The following is a 15,005-nucleotide window of genomic DNA, read 5'->3' as shown; positions in this document are numbered from 1 at the left end:
GATTTTCCATCATAATTCTATTATATTTGTGCTAAATAATAAAAACAACTGAATATGTTTAAAAAGATTGCTCTACTAAGTGTAGTAGCTTTAGCATTTTCTTGCGCTAAAGAAAAAGATGGATTTGCTCTTAATGCCTCATTTAACGATGCTGTAAATGGTAAATCTGTAAAATTATTAAAAGTAGAAGGTCAAAAACAAGAAGTTATTGACTCTATGACAATTACAAATGGAGCAGCAGTTTTTGAAGGATCTGTAGAATCTCCAGACATTTATTTTATCCAAATTGACGAAGTTAGAGGAACAATTCCTGTAATTATTGAAAATGAAGAGATGACAGTCTCTATAAATAGCGATAGTATTTACAATACGCGTGTAAAAGGAAGTAAAGAAAATGATGCTTTTAATACATACCAAGAATATATGGTAGGGCTTCAAAAGAAAAATCAACTGTTAAGTGCCGATTTTAGAAATGCACAACAAAGTCAAGATACTGCGTTAGTTGCAGATATTCAGGCACGTTACATGGCTATGGTCGACGAGAATTTAGCTCACGATATAGAGTTTATGAAAGAAAATAACGATGCCCTTGTCTCTGCTTTAATTTTAGAGCGTCATCTAGGAAATCCGAAAGTAACAGCTGAACAAAAACAAGACATTTATAATAATTTCACTGAAAAAGTAAAAAACACACGTCCAGGTAAAACTGTAGGTGAGGCTGTCCAAGCTGAAGCTGCTACAACTATAGGAAGTGTTGTTAAAGACTTCTCTGCTCCTAATCCTGAAGGGAAAACAATCTCTTTAAACGAAATTAAAGGAAAAGTTACCATTATCGATTTTTGGGCAGCGTGGTGCGGACCTTGTAGAAAAGAAAACCCGAACTTAGTGAATGTTTACAATAAATATCACGATAAAGGTTTAGAGATCTTAGGCGTATCTTTAGATGGAACACCAAGACAACAAGATGCGAAAGCAGAATGGATTGCAGCTATCGAAAAAGATGGTTTAGCATGGCACCAAATGTCTAACTTAGATTACTTTAACGACCCGATTGCAAAACAATTTAATATCCGTGCAATTCCTGCAACGTATATTCTTGATGCTGAAGGTAAAATAGTTGCTTCTGGTTTAAGAGGACAAGATTTAGAAAATAAAATTGCTGAATTATTAAATTAAATTTATAATTCTATTATATCTAAAAAGCCTTCATATTTATTTAAATGTGGAGGCTTTTTCTATGGGTTTGAGGATGTTATAAAATAATAAGGATTTACAGTTTTTTTATTTTATAATCCAAATGTATTGTATGCCATATGCAGTCTAAATTCTTGGTTCAGAATTCCATACCAACACCTAATTTATATCTCCACATTAGCTATAATCTATGCCCTACTCTTCCATTACGTCAACCTCTTTCACCGTTTCTCCTTTTAGTATCAGCAAGCGGATATCTTCTAAAATTAAATACAAACACGGCACAATAACGAGTATAATCGCTGTGGCAAATACAATCCCAAATCCTAATGAAATGGCCATCGGAATTAAATACATCGCTTGACTTGACGATTCTAAAATGATTGGCGCTAACCCTCCAAATGTGGTCATTGTGGTTAAAATAATAGGACGAAATCGTCTCAAACCGGCCTCGTGAATGGATTCATAAATACTATCTCCTTCTTTCCGTCGCTTATTTGCATAATCTATCATAATCAAAGAATCATTTACTACAACACCGGACAAGGCAATTACCCCCATTAAACTCACCAAAGACAAATCGTAACCCAATAAAATATGACCAATAACAGCACCCACGATTCCAAACGGAATAGCTGTCATAACAATTATAGGTTGAATATAACTTTGAAACGCAATGGCTAGCAACGCATAAATAAGCAACATGGCAATCGAAAATCCTAATCGTAACGTACCGGTACTTTCCCGCATATCTGCCTGGCTCCCTTCAAAAGTCCACGTAATACCCGGGAAATCTGCTCGTAGTTGTGGTAAGGTTTCCTTCTGAATGGAGGCAATAACACGTCCAGCGGCATTGGCTGGTTCGACATCCATACCTACATTTACAACGCGTCTACCATCTCTCCTATTAATGGTACTAAAGGCTTCACGTTCTTCAATTTCGACCACATCCATTAAAGGCAACTCAACACCATCAGGCGTTTGTATGAGAAATTTTTCTAGATTTTTAATATCCTTACGTTCTTCTATGGGTAATTTTACACGAATCTCAATTTCATTCATTCCACGTAATTGCCGCAACGCTAAAGCACCAAAAAAACCATTCCGAACCTGACGCCCAACTTCATCTGATGTGAGTCCTAAATTCCGACCTTGCGGCAATAATTTAAAGTCGTATTGCATTTTACCCTTATTGTAATTATCTGTAACATCTCGAGTATTTGTAAAGGCATCCATACGTTCTACAAAAGCTTTGCTGGCCCGCTCTAAAACATCAATATCTGAATGACTCAAATCGACACTAATATCTTGACGTGCACCACCTGGCCCACGTTCGGCTTCAAATGTAATTTGATCTACACCTTCGATATCACCAATATTATCGCGCCACAAAGCAATCATTTCAGCTGCAGTAATATCACGTTTATCAGGCGGTAACATCACTATTTCTACATCAATAAAATTCTGACCGCGCACATTGGTTTTAATACCTTCAGCAACTTCATAAAGATTGTGCTCCTCGAACATACGCTGCGTCGATTCCGAAATATTATGTGCGACTTTAGCAGCTTGGTCTGGCGTTGTTCCCACGGGCAACCGCACTCCCGCCTCAATTTCGTCGGCCGCCACTTCAGGCATCATAATCATTCCCATATGGCCACTAAGTCCGTAACCACCCACAACCAATAAAAGAGCTAGGGCTGCACTAAGCGTGATATATCTATATTTTAAACAGATATCCAAATATGGTCGGTAATGCTTATCGATAAGTTTATCGAAACCTTTTGCGAAAGACTGTTGCCAACCTTCTAGTTTTTCGACCCACTTATTTTTGTTTTTTTTCTTTTTAAGATGACCTAAATGAGACGGTAAAATAAACAGCGCTTCAAGCAAAGACACGGCCAAAATCACAATAACAACAGCTGGAAGTGGTTGCCAAAACTTCCCTGTTTCGCCTGGCATAAATAATAAAGGAACGAATGCTATAATTGTTGTTACTATACTAAATGTGACAGGTAATGACACATCTTTTGCTCCCGCAATTGCAGCTTGTATCGGACTTAGGCCTTTCTGTCGATATTCGTAAACATTCTCACCCACTACAATCGCATCATCGACCACAATTCCGAGTACGACTAGAAACCCGAACATCGAAATCATATTCACACTAACACCTATTAAAGGTAATAAAATCATCCCTCCAATAAAGGAAACAGTCATTCCCATCATCACCCAAAAGGCTAAACGATACTCTAAGAACAGTGTCAAGATAATAAGCACAATTACTACCGCAAGCACGCCGTTTTCTGTTAATAAAGTTAAGCGTTCTTTATAGTCTGCTGCGCGATTACTATCTGTTCGGTATTTTATTTCTGGAGGTAATTGAAAATCTTCCATAATCTCCATCGTGATATCGGCGATATCTAAAGGTGATTGATTTCCGATTCTAAAGATGCGAAGTTCTACATAATTCTGCTGATTGAATTGTCCGTGGAATCCCGTTTCTTCAAAGCCGTCGGTAATTGTAGCGATATCATTTAACGTCACTTTCCCACCATCTTCCGATGATATTATGGTAATGTTACCGTATTCTTTAGCCCATTGCTTACGCTCCTGCATACGAAGTAAAATCTCCCCACTCTGCGTTTGAATTGCTCCAGCAGGCACATCGTTACTACTTTGTTGAATAATTGCGGCAACCTGCCCTAGCGTCAAATTATATTTCTGAAGTGTTTGTCTTGGGATCTCAATGCGAGTTTCGTATTCCGGCACATTTCCTAATTCGACTTGAGTGATTTCAGAATTACTTAATAATCTAGTCCGCAACCGTTCTGCAACTTCTCTTAATGTCCAAATATCGGCATCGCCATAAAGTCCAATTTGAAGCACATCGCGTTGCCGTGATTGTAACCTCACTTCGGGCCGTTCAATATCGTCTGGAAACGTTCGAATTCGATTAATCGCTTGGTCAATATCCTGGAAGACCTGCATACGCTCTGATCCAGCCACCAATTCAATACTTATTTCTGCTGAACCTTCACTGGCTTCAGACACAATTTCTTTAATACCTTGCACGCCTCTTACAGCTTCTTCTACCGGTTGCAATACACCTTGCTCGACTTCGGCAGGTGAGGCGCCCGGATAAGCAACAGAAACCTCTACAAAATCAAGTTGAAATTCAGGAAACACTTCTTTTTGAATGTTGTACATGGTAAACAAACCACCAACAAGAAGGAGCAACATTAGTAAATTAGTCGCAATAGAATTTCTAGCCATATATGCTATGGCTCCTTCTTTTCGTCTTACCTTTCCTTTATGTATGTCGTCCTGCTCTTCCATTATGTTATAATCGCATTTGGATTACTGCGCCTCTTTTGCTGTTCGTAATGCTATACCTTCACTTACTGTACTTAAGTCCGTAATTACCACATGTTCATTATCTTTTAATCCGTCGCTAATATAGGCGTGGGTATCGTCTGTTAACACAATTTCAACCTTTCGTATCTCTAATTTATCGGCTTTCATCACCCAAACCGTTTCGTTGCTTCTCACATAATCCCGACTCAGTTTCACAACATTTTCTATGGGGTCGGCTTGTATACTTACCTCTACAAAGGTGCCTATCATGAGTTTGGGTTGTCCTTTTAATTCTGAAGTTGTTGCCAGTGGATCCTTAACTTTTACCATAACCCGTGCTAATCGTGTTTGCCCGTCAAGCGCTCCAATTTGTTTATCTAAATAGCCTTCTCGGAAAGCGCCCTTACGCCACGCTGATGAATTTTCAATGCGAACTAGAGCTCCTTGCTCGTCCGCTTCATTTGGAAAACTCAGCCATTTTAACTTACCTACAGGCACTGTGGCCATAATCCAATAAAAATCTGTACCTACCAAGCGTCCTAAATCATCGCCTTGTGTCACCAATGATCCTTGGGTTACATTCTGACTTAAAATATGAGCGTCGAAAGGCGCCCGGATTGTCGTACGGTCTAAATTTAATCGGGCTTGATTTACAGTAGATTCAGCGGCCGAAATATTTGCTTTAACCGCATTAAGCTGTGGCTGCCTAAGCACTAATTGACGCTCTTCTTCCGACAAAGGATTGTCTCCAAAAAGAGAATCTCCAGCGATAAGTTCTAAGTCTTGTTCTGCTATTTGTTGGCGCCCCATTTCTGTATGTAGCGTGGTTTGAATTTGCATAAGTTCACTCTGGCGTAATGCTAACGTATTTCTATAATCTGAAGGATCGATTTGCAACAGCACCTGATTCTTTTTCACAAATCCTCCCGGAGTAAAAGCGGGTGCTCTGCGAACAACTTGACCGGAAACTAGCGGACTTAAATTAATATCTTCTACAGCCTGAACAGTTCCTGTAGCCACAATCGTAGGTTCGAATGTTCCTTTTTTTACAGGGACAACATCTACCAAAATAGCGGTCTCAATACTTGCACCTTCTTGTTTAGCCTCGGGCTCGGTAGAAAAGATAAGTATAGTAATGAGTATACCAAGCCCAAGAATGGCCAGACAAATCCAAAGTATTTTTTTAGTATTCATAATGTTCTGTTCTTTTATATCAATCTTCAAGTGTTCGTCCTGTATCGAAACTTCCTGCTAAAGCTCTATACAATCTAATCCGCATGAGAATTTGACGTAATTGTGCATCTACATAATCACGGCGCAATTGCTGTTCTTGGTTTAAACCGATTAGCACATCTAAATACGGGCTAAATCCATTTAAAAATTCAATTCGTAATTGCTTGTTACTTTTTTGAGATAGTTCTAACTGACGGTTAATATTTTCCGTACGTTTCTTTTGCATTACCTCTTGAACAAGGCCGTCTTCAACTTCCTGAAACGCCACCAATGTTGTTTGTCCATATTCAAATAAACGTTGTTGTTTGATGGCTTCTGCTCGTTCGACTTCTGCTTGTAATTGTACGCCATAAAAAATCGGAGCCAATATATTTCCAGCAAGAGAATAGGCCCAATTTTCGAAAAGATTAGCGAAATTATTAGAACGTAGTTGTCCGTCTATGTTTATAGAAATTCTCGGATATTTATTCCGAACAGCAGCAGCCATATCGCGATCTGCAGAAAGTAAAACGGCATACGATTGTTGTAAATCTGGTCTTCGACGTACCAATTCTAAAGACAATCCTGTTGCCGGAAGTTCTGGTAAATTAGGAAAAAAATGTTCTGGAAACACTAAGGATTCTTGTGGTTGTCTCCCCAAGAGTACAGCTAAGCGATTTTCTAAAATTTGTAAATTCGTACTATAAATTATATGCTGTTCTTTAGTACTCTCTAATAATTGCGCTTGCCTAAGAATATCTACCGAACGTATTTGTCCGCCAACTAAACGAGATCGCATCAGTTTAATAATGTCTTGATTCGTCTGAATTTGGTCGTCGGTAATTTGTAATTGTTTTTTAGCAGCAAGTAACTCGTACCATGTTGTTGCTATTTCGGCAGATAAGGAAATGGCTGCCGCTCGGTAATCGTACAAGTTGGCTTCTGCCCTAAATTTTTCCGCTTGAACGGCCGTTCGTAGTCGGCCCCATAAGTCTATTTCGTAAGATGCAGATAATCCTATTTGTGTATTTTCACCTCCAGTAAAATCATTAAGCGGAAAATTTTCCGCGGTTTGAGCACCAGCATCAATTTGAGGCCATAGATTTGAAGTTTCTATGGAAATTGTTGCTTGCGCAGCTAAGAATTGTTGCCAAGTTGCTGCCAAATCGAAATTACGCTGCATGGCACTATCTATTAACGTATTAAGCTGGTCATCTTCGAAGGCCATCCACCATTTATCTTCTAAAACCCGTTCTCCAGTAGTTGAAAATTCTTTAACATCTTCAATGGGAAGTGATATCTCTGAAAATTTTGGAGAACAACTAAAAAACAATAAAAATATACCACATAAAACATATGGATAGTTCTGATTGTAATTTATAGTTTTAAAGCGCATTTACCTTATAGCGGATTCATAATACATTCTTAATCAAACTCTAAGATAGAAAAAATTAATAAAATGTAAACGAACAGCATCGATAGCGTTAATAATTAAAGCTATTAAGCTAGAATTGAGAATTGAGAATTGAGAATTGAGAAAGTTATAAATCAGCACGAATTCCTACAAATTTTTACACTAAAAATATTAATATAATCTGAACGTTGCCCTACTTCTTATATCTTGGCCTATGTTCTATTTTCTACATACCGAGTATACTTAATATATCAATTAAGCTTCCCCGTCTTGTGCATAGCAAAGAGAATAATAATCGGAATTGCCAATAAACCAACCATTAATAAGTTGGTTTTAAATAGCATAGGAAGTAATATTAATGTAGTAATATATCCTCCAATAGCACCACCAAAATGGGCATCGTGACCAATATTTCCCACTCGATTTTTCATCCCATAAATAGAATACAACAAGTAACCAATTCCAAACACATACGCTGGAATAGGTATCGGAATAAAAAACATATATAAACTCATATTAGGTTGCAATAAAATCGCCGAATATAAGATTCCCGTTACCGCACCACTCGCTCCTACTGCACTGTATTGGTATTCATTTTTATGAAAATATAAAGACAGTAAACTTCCTAAAACTAAGCTTACTACATATACTACTATAAAATTAAAATTCCCCAAAAACGACACCACAACGTCGGCAAAAAAATAAAGCGTAAACATATTAAAAAATAAGTGGGATGTATCTACATGTAAAAAACCAGAACTAAATATTCTCAATTTTTCACCGCGATTTATGGCACCTACATTAAATTTATATTTTTCAAAAAACGAAAAATCATTGAAGCCCTTCATCGATATAATTACATTGGCTACAATAATTACAATAGTCACTAAACTTAAATTACCCATAAACTATAATCTTATCATTCAAATATACTATATATTTGTTACTGCAAAACTAAAACTAAATAATGCAATTCCTCGCTTATATTCTTGTTTATCCATTTATTTGGTTAATTTCTATACTTCCCTTTAGGATGCTATACGCATTCTCAGATTTTTTGTATATACTATTATATCATATTATTGGCTACAGAAGAAAAGTAGTAAAAATGAATTTAGATTTGGTATTCCCAAATAAATCTGAAGTAGAAAAAACGCGTATTACCAAAGCATTTTATCATCATTTATGCGACATGACTGTTGAATCTATGAAATCGTTAACCATTTCTGATGCTGAAATGAAAAAGCGCTTCAAATTTCAAAGTTTAGACGTTATTCAAGATTTAATTGATAATAATAAAAGTGTTGCTTTAATGTGTGCCCACTACGGAAGCTGGGAGTGGATCTTTGTGTTACAATCTTATATCGATGTAAAAGGGTACGCTGTTTATAAAAAATTAAGAAATCCTTATTTCGATAAATTAGTAAAAAAAATACGAGCAAAATACGACAGTTACCTAATTACAACCAAGGAAACTGTACCTACATTAATGCGTGCCAAAGTAAATGGCGATTTAAATATTTGCGGATTTGTGTCGGACCAATCGCCTAAATTACATAGTGCACATTATTGGGCCGATTTTATGGGTATTAAAGTCCCTGTGTACACAGGTGCCGAAATGCTTTCGAAACGATTAGACATGTCTGTGGTTTTTTTTAAAACAAAGCGCTTAAAACGCGGGTATTATGAAACCACTTTCGAATTACTAGCAGAACATGCTAAAGACTATAAAGATTACGAGATTACCGATTTATTCTTAAGAAAAGTCGAAAAACAAATTGAAGAAGCTCCAGAATATTATTTATGGACCCATAAACGTTGGAAACATCGGGATAATGTACCAGCGGAATTTCAGTAGTTAAAAACAAAAATTTCACACCCATTTGTAATCAACCTAAAAATTCTTGCTGTTCATTTTTTCCATTGATGAAAAAACGAACCAAAAAAATCTAGGCTTACGAATCTTTATCTAAATTTATCGCTCAACACCTAAATTTCAGGAACTCGCTATGAAAATTATAGATAACAAAAAAATACGTCTAGCTCAGACAGCCTGAAATTTCACGTTGTTTTCACTTCAAATTTTACGATAAATTTTCGATAGGCCAGAAAGCATTTCTCTTCATCATAATTCTCGAACAAATAAAATATTACAGACTATTCGTTCTTAAAAAAAAAAAAATACCTCACAATTTTCTATAACTTGTGAGGTCTTTTATATTAACTGTTATTCTAAAAAATTACAAACCTGCAATTTCAGAGATTTCAGAAATAAAACGGTCTGCTAATTCATCAGCTTCTGTTTGGGAACCTGCTTCTGTATAAATACGAATTATAGGCTCTGTATTACTTTTACGTAAGTGCACCCAATTGGTAGGGAAATCTATTTTTACACCATCTATAGTTGTAATGTCTTCCGATGCATATTTCTCTTCCATCGCTTTTAAAATACCGTCTACATCTAATTGAGGTGTTAATGCAATTTTCTTTTTACTCATATAATACTGCGGGTATGATGCTTTTAAAGCACTAACCGACATTTTCTTCTCTGCTAATAAACTTAAAAATAATGCCACACCAACAAAGGCGTCACGACCATAGTGAGAGGCTGGGTAGATAATGCCGCCATTACCTTCTCCTCCAATAACTACATTATTTTTCTTCATTAACGTTACTACATTCACTTCTCCAACAGCACTTGCTTCGTACGTTCCGCCATGTTTTTCAGTAACATCTCGAAGTGCACGTGTCGAGCTCATATTACTAACAGTGTTCCCTGGATTTTTGCTCAATACATAATCGGCACAAGCCACAAGCGTGTATTCTTCACCAAACATCTCACCTTTTTCATCCATAAAGGCTAAACGATCTACATCAGGATCGACTACAATACCAAAATCTGCATGTTCTTTTACTACAGCTTCAGACAAATCGGTTAAATGTTCTTTTAAAGGCTCGGGATTGTGTGGAAATTGCCCGTTTGGCTCACAGAATAACTTTACCGCTTCAACACCTAATCGCTCTAAAAGTAATGGAATCGCTAATCCTCCAGTAGAATTCACACCATCTACAACGACTTTAAATTTTGCATCTTTAATAGCATCTACATTTACTAATGGTAAATCTAAAACTTCATCGATATGTATATCTATATAGGCATCATTTATAGAAATTTCTCCCAGACTGTCTACATCTGCAAACTGAACTGTTTCGGCCTCAGCATATTCTAATATTTTAGCGCCTTCTTCAGCATTTAAAAACTCACCTTTAGCATCTAATAATTTTAGTGCATTCCATTGTTTTGGATTATGACTTGCTGTTAAGATAATACCACCATCGGCATGTTCTAAAGGCACAGCAATTTCTACAGTTGGTGTGGTAGACAAACCTAAATCGATAACATGAATTCCCATCCCAACCAAAGTATTCATAACTAAACTCTGAATCATTTCTCCAGAAATTCGAGCATCACGCCCCACAACGACTCTGTAATCTTCTTTATTACGTTGCTTCTTGATCCATGTTCCATAGGCCGCCGCAAATTTAACGGCATCAATAGGAGTTAAATTATCTCCTACAGCACCTCCAATGGTGCCTCGTATTCCTGAAATTGATTTAATTAGTGTCATAAAATAGTTTAAGTTTCAACAAATATAATATTTCATTATGGTAATCTTATATTTTGAATTTGTAAATTCCCCAAATGAATTATTTAGCTCATATTTATCTTTCTGAAGACCATGAACAGGTAACTATCGGAAATTTTATTGCCGATGGAAATGGTATCACAGGAAAATCGTATCAGAAATTCCCAAAAGCCATTCAAGTCGGTATTTTATTGCATCGGCAAATTGATACATTTACAGATGCACATCCAACCGTAAAACAAAGTAAAAAACGTTTACACAAAAATTATGGTCATTATTCAGGAATTATAGTCGATATTTTTTACGACCATTTTTTGGCTAAAAACTGGAGTAATTATTCCGATGTGCCATTAGAAGATTATGCACAAAAGTTCTACACGTTACTTCAGACTAATTACGAAGATTTACCAGAACGCACCCAGTATCTTTTACCATACATGACTAGAGGTAACTGGCTGGTAACTTACGCCACTATCGATGGCATAGAAAAAGTGCTTATTGGGATGGATAATCGAACTAAAAATCTATCGAACATGCAATTATCTATTGCAGAATTGCAAACCCACTACAACGCATTTGAAGCCGAATTCACTTCGTTTTTCGAAGACTTATGTCAGTTTTCACACACTAAATTAAATACCATTTTAAAGACAATATGAAGTTTATTTCTTACCTTTTTATAAGTTTACTGTGCTTTTCATCTTGTAAAGAATCTTTACCTAAGCCTAAGGAAAAAATTACAGGAGTTACCTCACAAAAAGCCATGGTTGTTTCTGCTAGAAAAGAAGCTTCTATAATAGGAACTTCTATTTTAAAACAAGGCGGTAATGCTTTCGATGCCATGATGGCCACAGAATTAGCACTTGCTGTAGCATATCCTTATGCGGGGAATTTAGGTGGTGGTGGCTTCATGGTTTATAGATTAAACACCGGAGATATTGGCGCACTAGATTATCGTGAACAAGCCCCAATGGGTGCCACAAAATCCATGTACCTAGACAACAAGGGAAACGTAATTCCTAATAAAAGTACACTTGGAAGTATGGCTATTGGTGTTCCAGGAACCGTTGCCGGTGTATTTGCTGCACATGAAAAATTTGGAACGTTACCGGTATCTACAATATTAAAACCTGTAATTGCTTTGGCCAAACGTGGTGTAGTTGTTACAGATAAACAAGCCCTTCGTATTCAAGCAAAACGTCCTTTATTTCAAGAGGTTAATAAAGACACTATTATTTTTGATGCCGATTGGAAAGCAAACGACACCATAAAATATCCTGTATTAGCGACTACCTTAGAAAAAATTATGGCCACAGGGAAAGATGGCTTTTACAAAGGCGACATTGCAAAAACTTTAGCGAAATTTATTCAAGATAATGGAGGCATTATTACGGAAGAAGACTTAACAAATTATGAAGCCAAGTGGCGCACGCCAGTAGTTTTTAATTACGACGATTTAAAAATTATTTCTATGTCCCCGCCCTCTAGTGGAGGAATTTGCTTAGGACAAATAATGAACATGATAGAACCTTACGATTTAGAAGTATTCGGACATAACAGTACTAAAGCCATTCAGATTATTACAGAAGCAGAACGTCGTGCCTATGCCGATAGAAGCTACTATTTAGGCGACCCAGATTTTGTAGACATACCAACCGAAACCTTGTTAAGCGATGCCTATCTAAAAGACAGAATGTCTAATGTATCTTTCGATCAAGCCACACTATCATCGTCTTTAACACATGGGAATGTAGAACTGGTAGAAAGCGACGAAACCACGCATTATTCTATAGTCGACCAGTTTGGAAACGCCATCGCCGTGACAACCACCTTAAATGGGGCTTATGGGTCTAAATTATACTGTTCGGAATTGGGATTCTTTTTAAATAACGAAATGGACGATTTTAGCAGTAAACCAGGCGAACCGAATATGTTTGGATTAATTGGAGCTGAAGCCAATAGCATTGCACCACAAAAACGTATGCTGAGTTCGATGACACCAACTATAGTCGAGAAAAATGGCGAGTTTTATATGTCGGTAGGAACGCCTGGAGGTTCCACCATAATTACCTGTGTATTGCAAACCATTTTAAACGTCCACGAATTTAATATGGGCATGCAAGAAGCAGTGAATGCACCACGTTTTCATCATCAATGGCTACCTGACGAAATTTTAATGGAACCTAATAAATTCAATCGTAAAACCATTTCAGAACTAGAAGCTAAAGGCTATCTTATTAACGAAAAGGATGCGCCAATAATTGGTCGTGTAGATGGTATCTTAAAACGAGAAGATGGAACGCTAGAAGCCGGAGCAGATTATCGTGGAGATGATACTGCAATCGGATTATAAATCGTAAATTTGCACTTTTAAATCATCTATATGTCTGCAAAAAAAATCCTTAAAATCGTTGCTGGAATTATAATATTCTTCACCCTGCCTAGTATGTTGTTTTTTGGTTATTTATATTTTAAATATAATGAAGATTTACCAGAATCTACACCCACCAAAGCTGCCGATGTTGTCGCTCAGAACATGTTAGATGCCCTAGATTACGAAGCGTATAAAAACACCAATTATATTGAGTGGACTTTTAATAATCGTCATCACTATAAGTGGAAAAAGAGTGAAAATTTTTGTGAAGTCTACTGGAAAGATATCAAAGTAGATTTACAAATAAACACACCCAATTCAAGTCGGGTTATTAAAAACAAAGACACTTTAAATCCTGCAGATGCCAAAGCATATATTACAAAAGCAGTAGACTATTTTAATAACGATTCCTTTTGGTTAATAGCGCCTTACAAAGTATTCGATGCAGGTACAACACGTAGCTTAGTACCGCTAGAAAATAACGAACAAGGCCTTTTAATTTCTTACACTTCTGGAGGAAGTACACCAGGCGATTCGTATATGTGGCTATTAGACCAAGACTATAAACCTACCGCTTTTAAAATGTGGGTTTCAATTTTACCAATTGAAGGTTTAGAAGCGTCTTGGAGCAATTGGACGACTACAGAAACGGGAGCTCAACTGCCAAAGTTTCATAAATTATTGTTTTTAGGTTTAGACATTACAGACATTAAAACAGCTATTTAATTTTTTATAAAACCTTGCGAATACAGCTTCCAACAATAAGTTGCTTCCATAATTTTGGTTACCATACTGTGTGCCTTTCTATTAATTCATTTTAAATAAATGTCGACCTAAGAATCATAAATATTCTTTTATTTAGGATTTCGCTTTAAAGCAAAAAACCACGTATTTAAAATTTAATAATTCTAGTACTCACATTTTCATTTTTTAATCAATAAAGATGAATATTTCGTTAAATTACTCATAGATTACATCCTATTTTTATCATTCCTTTAAAAGGACTATCAGATAGTATTATTCAAAAACACGGTGAAAATTCAGATTGAAAAGATTAAATTTACTAATTTTGACTAAATAACTAACCGAATTGACATGGATAACGATTTATTAAAATCCTTGAATAATTACCTTACTCCCGACCTAATCACACAAGCATCAGACACATTAGGAGAAACCGAAGCTAATGTGTTTAAATCTATAACTAATGCTATCCCTACCCTTTTAATGGGAATGCTTAATAAAACCAACGATAGCACAACAATGGATTTAATAATGAGTCTAGCAAATAGCAACGACTTAGACACATCTGGTGTACTTTTAGATTTACCAAGATCGCTTTCTAGCGACAGAAAAAAAACCACTATCGAAGCTGGAACCACCATGCTAAATCTGCTTTTTGGTAACAAACAATCTAGTTTATTTGATATTTTAGTAAATGTTACGGGTGTTAAGAAGACTTCTGTATCGCGTATTATGCTTATGACTGCACCAATGATTCTCGCATATATTCGCAAATCAGAATATACTACAGAAACCTTAAAGCAAGCACTTCTTTCTCAACAAGATCAAATTGCAAAGCAGGCTCCAAGCGAGTTGCCCGCTTTTCTAAAACAAAGTCAGCATGTAAAGCCTGAAAAAAAGACCAGAGTAAGAACACATAAAAGAAAGAAAACTGAAGCGCCTAATACCAAGTGGATTTTGCCTTTCTTAATTTTTATAGCATCTCTACTCATTCTATATATTATGAGTTAATCTTGTAGATACCGGAAAAGAATTAAAAGCTGATGGATTATACATCGGCTTT

11 protein-coding genes are annotated in these 15,005 nt (G+C 36.3%); 6 read left to right on the top strand and 5 right to left on the bottom strand.

Annotated elements, in window-relative coordinates; translation table 11 throughout:
* Positions 1–54: 54 nt before the first annotated feature.
* The gene (locus AC0UBM_RS01310; protein ID WP_475687325.1) at positions 55–1,176 is read left to right on the top strand and encodes a redoxin domain-containing protein; all 1,122 of its coding nucleotides are present in this window, start codon (positions 55–57) and stop codon (positions 1,174–1,176) included.
* Between the two features lie 213 nt (positions 1,177–1,389).
* Here the strand turns inward: AC0UBM_RS01310 and AC0UBM_RS01305 are convergent, their stop codons facing one another.
* The 4 genes from AC0UBM_RS01305 to AC0UBM_RS01290 form a co-directional block, all read right to left on the bottom strand.
* Positions 1,390–4,533: an efflux RND transporter permease subunit gene (locus tag AC0UBM_RS01305; RefSeq protein WP_475687324.1), complete on the bottom strand. Its 3,144-nt coding sequence runs from the start codon at positions 4,531–4,533 to the stop codon at positions 1,390–1,392.
* A gap of 21 nt (positions 4,534–4,554) precedes the next feature.
* Positions 4,555–5,745 carry an efflux RND transporter periplasmic adaptor subunit gene (locus tag AC0UBM_RS01300; protein WP_475687323.1) on the bottom strand — a complete coding sequence of 397 codons (1,191 nt, stop codon included), beginning with the start codon at positions 5,743–5,745 and terminating at the stop codon, positions 4,555–4,557.
* Positions 5,746–5,764: 19 nt separating this feature from the next.
* Positions 5,765–7,159: a TolC family protein gene (locus AC0UBM_RS01295; protein WP_475687322.1), complete on the bottom strand. Its 1,395-nt coding sequence runs from the start codon at positions 7,157–7,159 to the stop codon at positions 5,765–5,767.
* A 269-nt stretch (positions 7,160–7,428) separates the two neighbouring features.
* Entirely contained in the window at positions 7,429–8,082 is a 654-nt protein-coding gene (locus AC0UBM_RS01290; protein WP_414034934.1) for a rhomboid family intramembrane serine protease, read from the bottom strand.
* 62 nt (positions 8,083–8,144) lie between these two features.
* Between AC0UBM_RS01290 and AC0UBM_RS01285 the strand changes: the two genes are divergently transcribed.
* Complete coding sequence (locus tag AC0UBM_RS01285) at positions 8,145–9,035, top strand: lysophospholipid acyltransferase family protein (protein ID WP_475687321.1); 891 nt, start codon at positions 8,145–8,147, stop codon at positions 9,033–9,035.
* Positions 9,036–9,417: 382 nt separating this feature from the next.
* On the opposite strand, the gene glmM is transcribed toward AC0UBM_RS01285, so the two are convergent.
* On the bottom strand, positions 9,418–10,806 hold the full coding sequence (gene glmM, locus AC0UBM_RS01280) for a phosphoglucosamine mutase (RefSeq protein ID WP_475687320.1): 1,389 nt from the start codon (positions 10,804–10,806) through the stop codon (positions 9,418–9,420).
* A gap of 74 nt (positions 10,807–10,880) precedes the next feature.
* Between glmM and AC0UBM_RS01275 the strand changes: the two genes are divergently transcribed.
* The 4 genes from AC0UBM_RS01275 (at position 10,881) to AC0UBM_RS01260 (ending at position 14,953) form a co-directional block, all read left to right on the top strand.
* Positions 10,881–11,483, top strand: a complete 603-nt coding sequence (locus AC0UBM_RS01275) for an acyl carrier protein phosphodiesterase (protein ID WP_475687319.1) — start codon at positions 10,881–10,883, stop codon at positions 11,481–11,483.
* The gene (ggt, locus tag AC0UBM_RS01270) at positions 11,480–13,177 is read left to right on the top strand and encodes a gamma-glutamyltransferase (RefSeq protein ID WP_475687318.1); all 1,698 of its coding nucleotides are present in this window, start codon (positions 11,480–11,482) and stop codon (positions 13,175–13,177) included. Before AC0UBM_RS01275 ends, ggt begins: the two co-directional genes overlap by 4 nt.
* 30 nt (positions 13,178–13,207) lie before the next feature.
* Positions 13,208–13,924 (top strand): hypothetical protein, encoded by a 717-nt coding sequence (locus tag AC0UBM_RS01265; protein WP_475687317.1) that lies wholly within the window; start codon positions 13,208–13,210, stop codon positions 13,922–13,924.
* Between the two features lie 369 nt (positions 13,925–14,293).
* Positions 14,294–14,953 carry a DUF937 domain-containing protein gene (locus tag AC0UBM_RS01260; RefSeq protein ID WP_475687316.1) on the top strand — a complete coding sequence of 220 codons (660 nt, stop codon included), beginning with the start codon at positions 14,294–14,296 and terminating at the stop codon, positions 14,951–14,953.
* Positions 14,954–15,005 lie beyond the last annotated feature (52 nt).

The organism is Formosa sp. F44, from assembly GCF_056238645.1.
The sequence above is the reverse complement of the archived record's forward strand: the minus strand, read 5'-3'. Positions and strand labels throughout refer to the sequence as shown.

What these genes read in the sequence shown, in the direction of transcription:
- AC0UBM_RS01310 (WP_475687325.1), top strand. Translation starts at nt 55, where the DNA reads ATGTTTAAAAAGATTGCTCTACTAAGTGTAGTAGCTTTAGCATTTTCT.
- AC0UBM_RS01305 (WP_475687324.1), bottom strand. Translation starts at nt 4,533, where the DNA reads ATGGAAGAGCAGGACGACATACATAAAGGAAAGGTAAGACGAAAAGAA.
- AC0UBM_RS01300 (WP_475687323.1), bottom strand. Translation starts at nt 5,745, where the DNA reads ATGAATACTAAAAAAATACTTTGGATTTGTCTGGCCATTCTTGGGCTT.
- AC0UBM_RS01295 (WP_475687322.1), bottom strand. Translation starts at nt 7,159, where the DNA reads ATGCGCTTTAAAACTATAAATTACAATCAGAACTATCCATATGTTTTA.
- AC0UBM_RS01290 (WP_414034934.1), bottom strand. Translation starts at nt 8,082, where the DNA reads ATGGGTAATTTAAGTTTAGTGACTATTGTAATTATTGTAGCCAATGTA.
- AC0UBM_RS01285 (WP_475687321.1), top strand. Translation starts at nt 8,145, where the DNA reads ATGCAATTCCTCGCTTATATTCTTGTTTATCCATTTATTTGGTTAATT.
- glmM (WP_475687320.1), bottom strand. Translation starts at nt 10,806, where the DNA reads ATGACACTAATTAAATCAATTTCAGGAATACGAGGCACCATTGGAGGT.
- AC0UBM_RS01275 (WP_475687319.1), top strand. Translation starts at nt 10,881, where the DNA reads ATGAATTATTTAGCTCATATTTATCTTTCTGAAGACCATGAACAGGTA.
- ggt (WP_475687318.1), top strand. Translation starts at nt 11,480, where the DNA reads ATGAAGTTTATTTCTTACCTTTTTATAAGTTTACTGTGCTTTTCATCT.
- AC0UBM_RS01265 (WP_475687317.1), top strand. Translation starts at nt 13,208, where the DNA reads ATGTCTGCAAAAAAAATCCTTAAAATCGTTGCTGGAATTATAATATTC.
- AC0UBM_RS01260 (WP_475687316.1), top strand. Translation starts at nt 14,294, where the DNA reads ATGGATAACGATTTATTAAAATCCTTGAATAATTACCTTACTCCCGAC.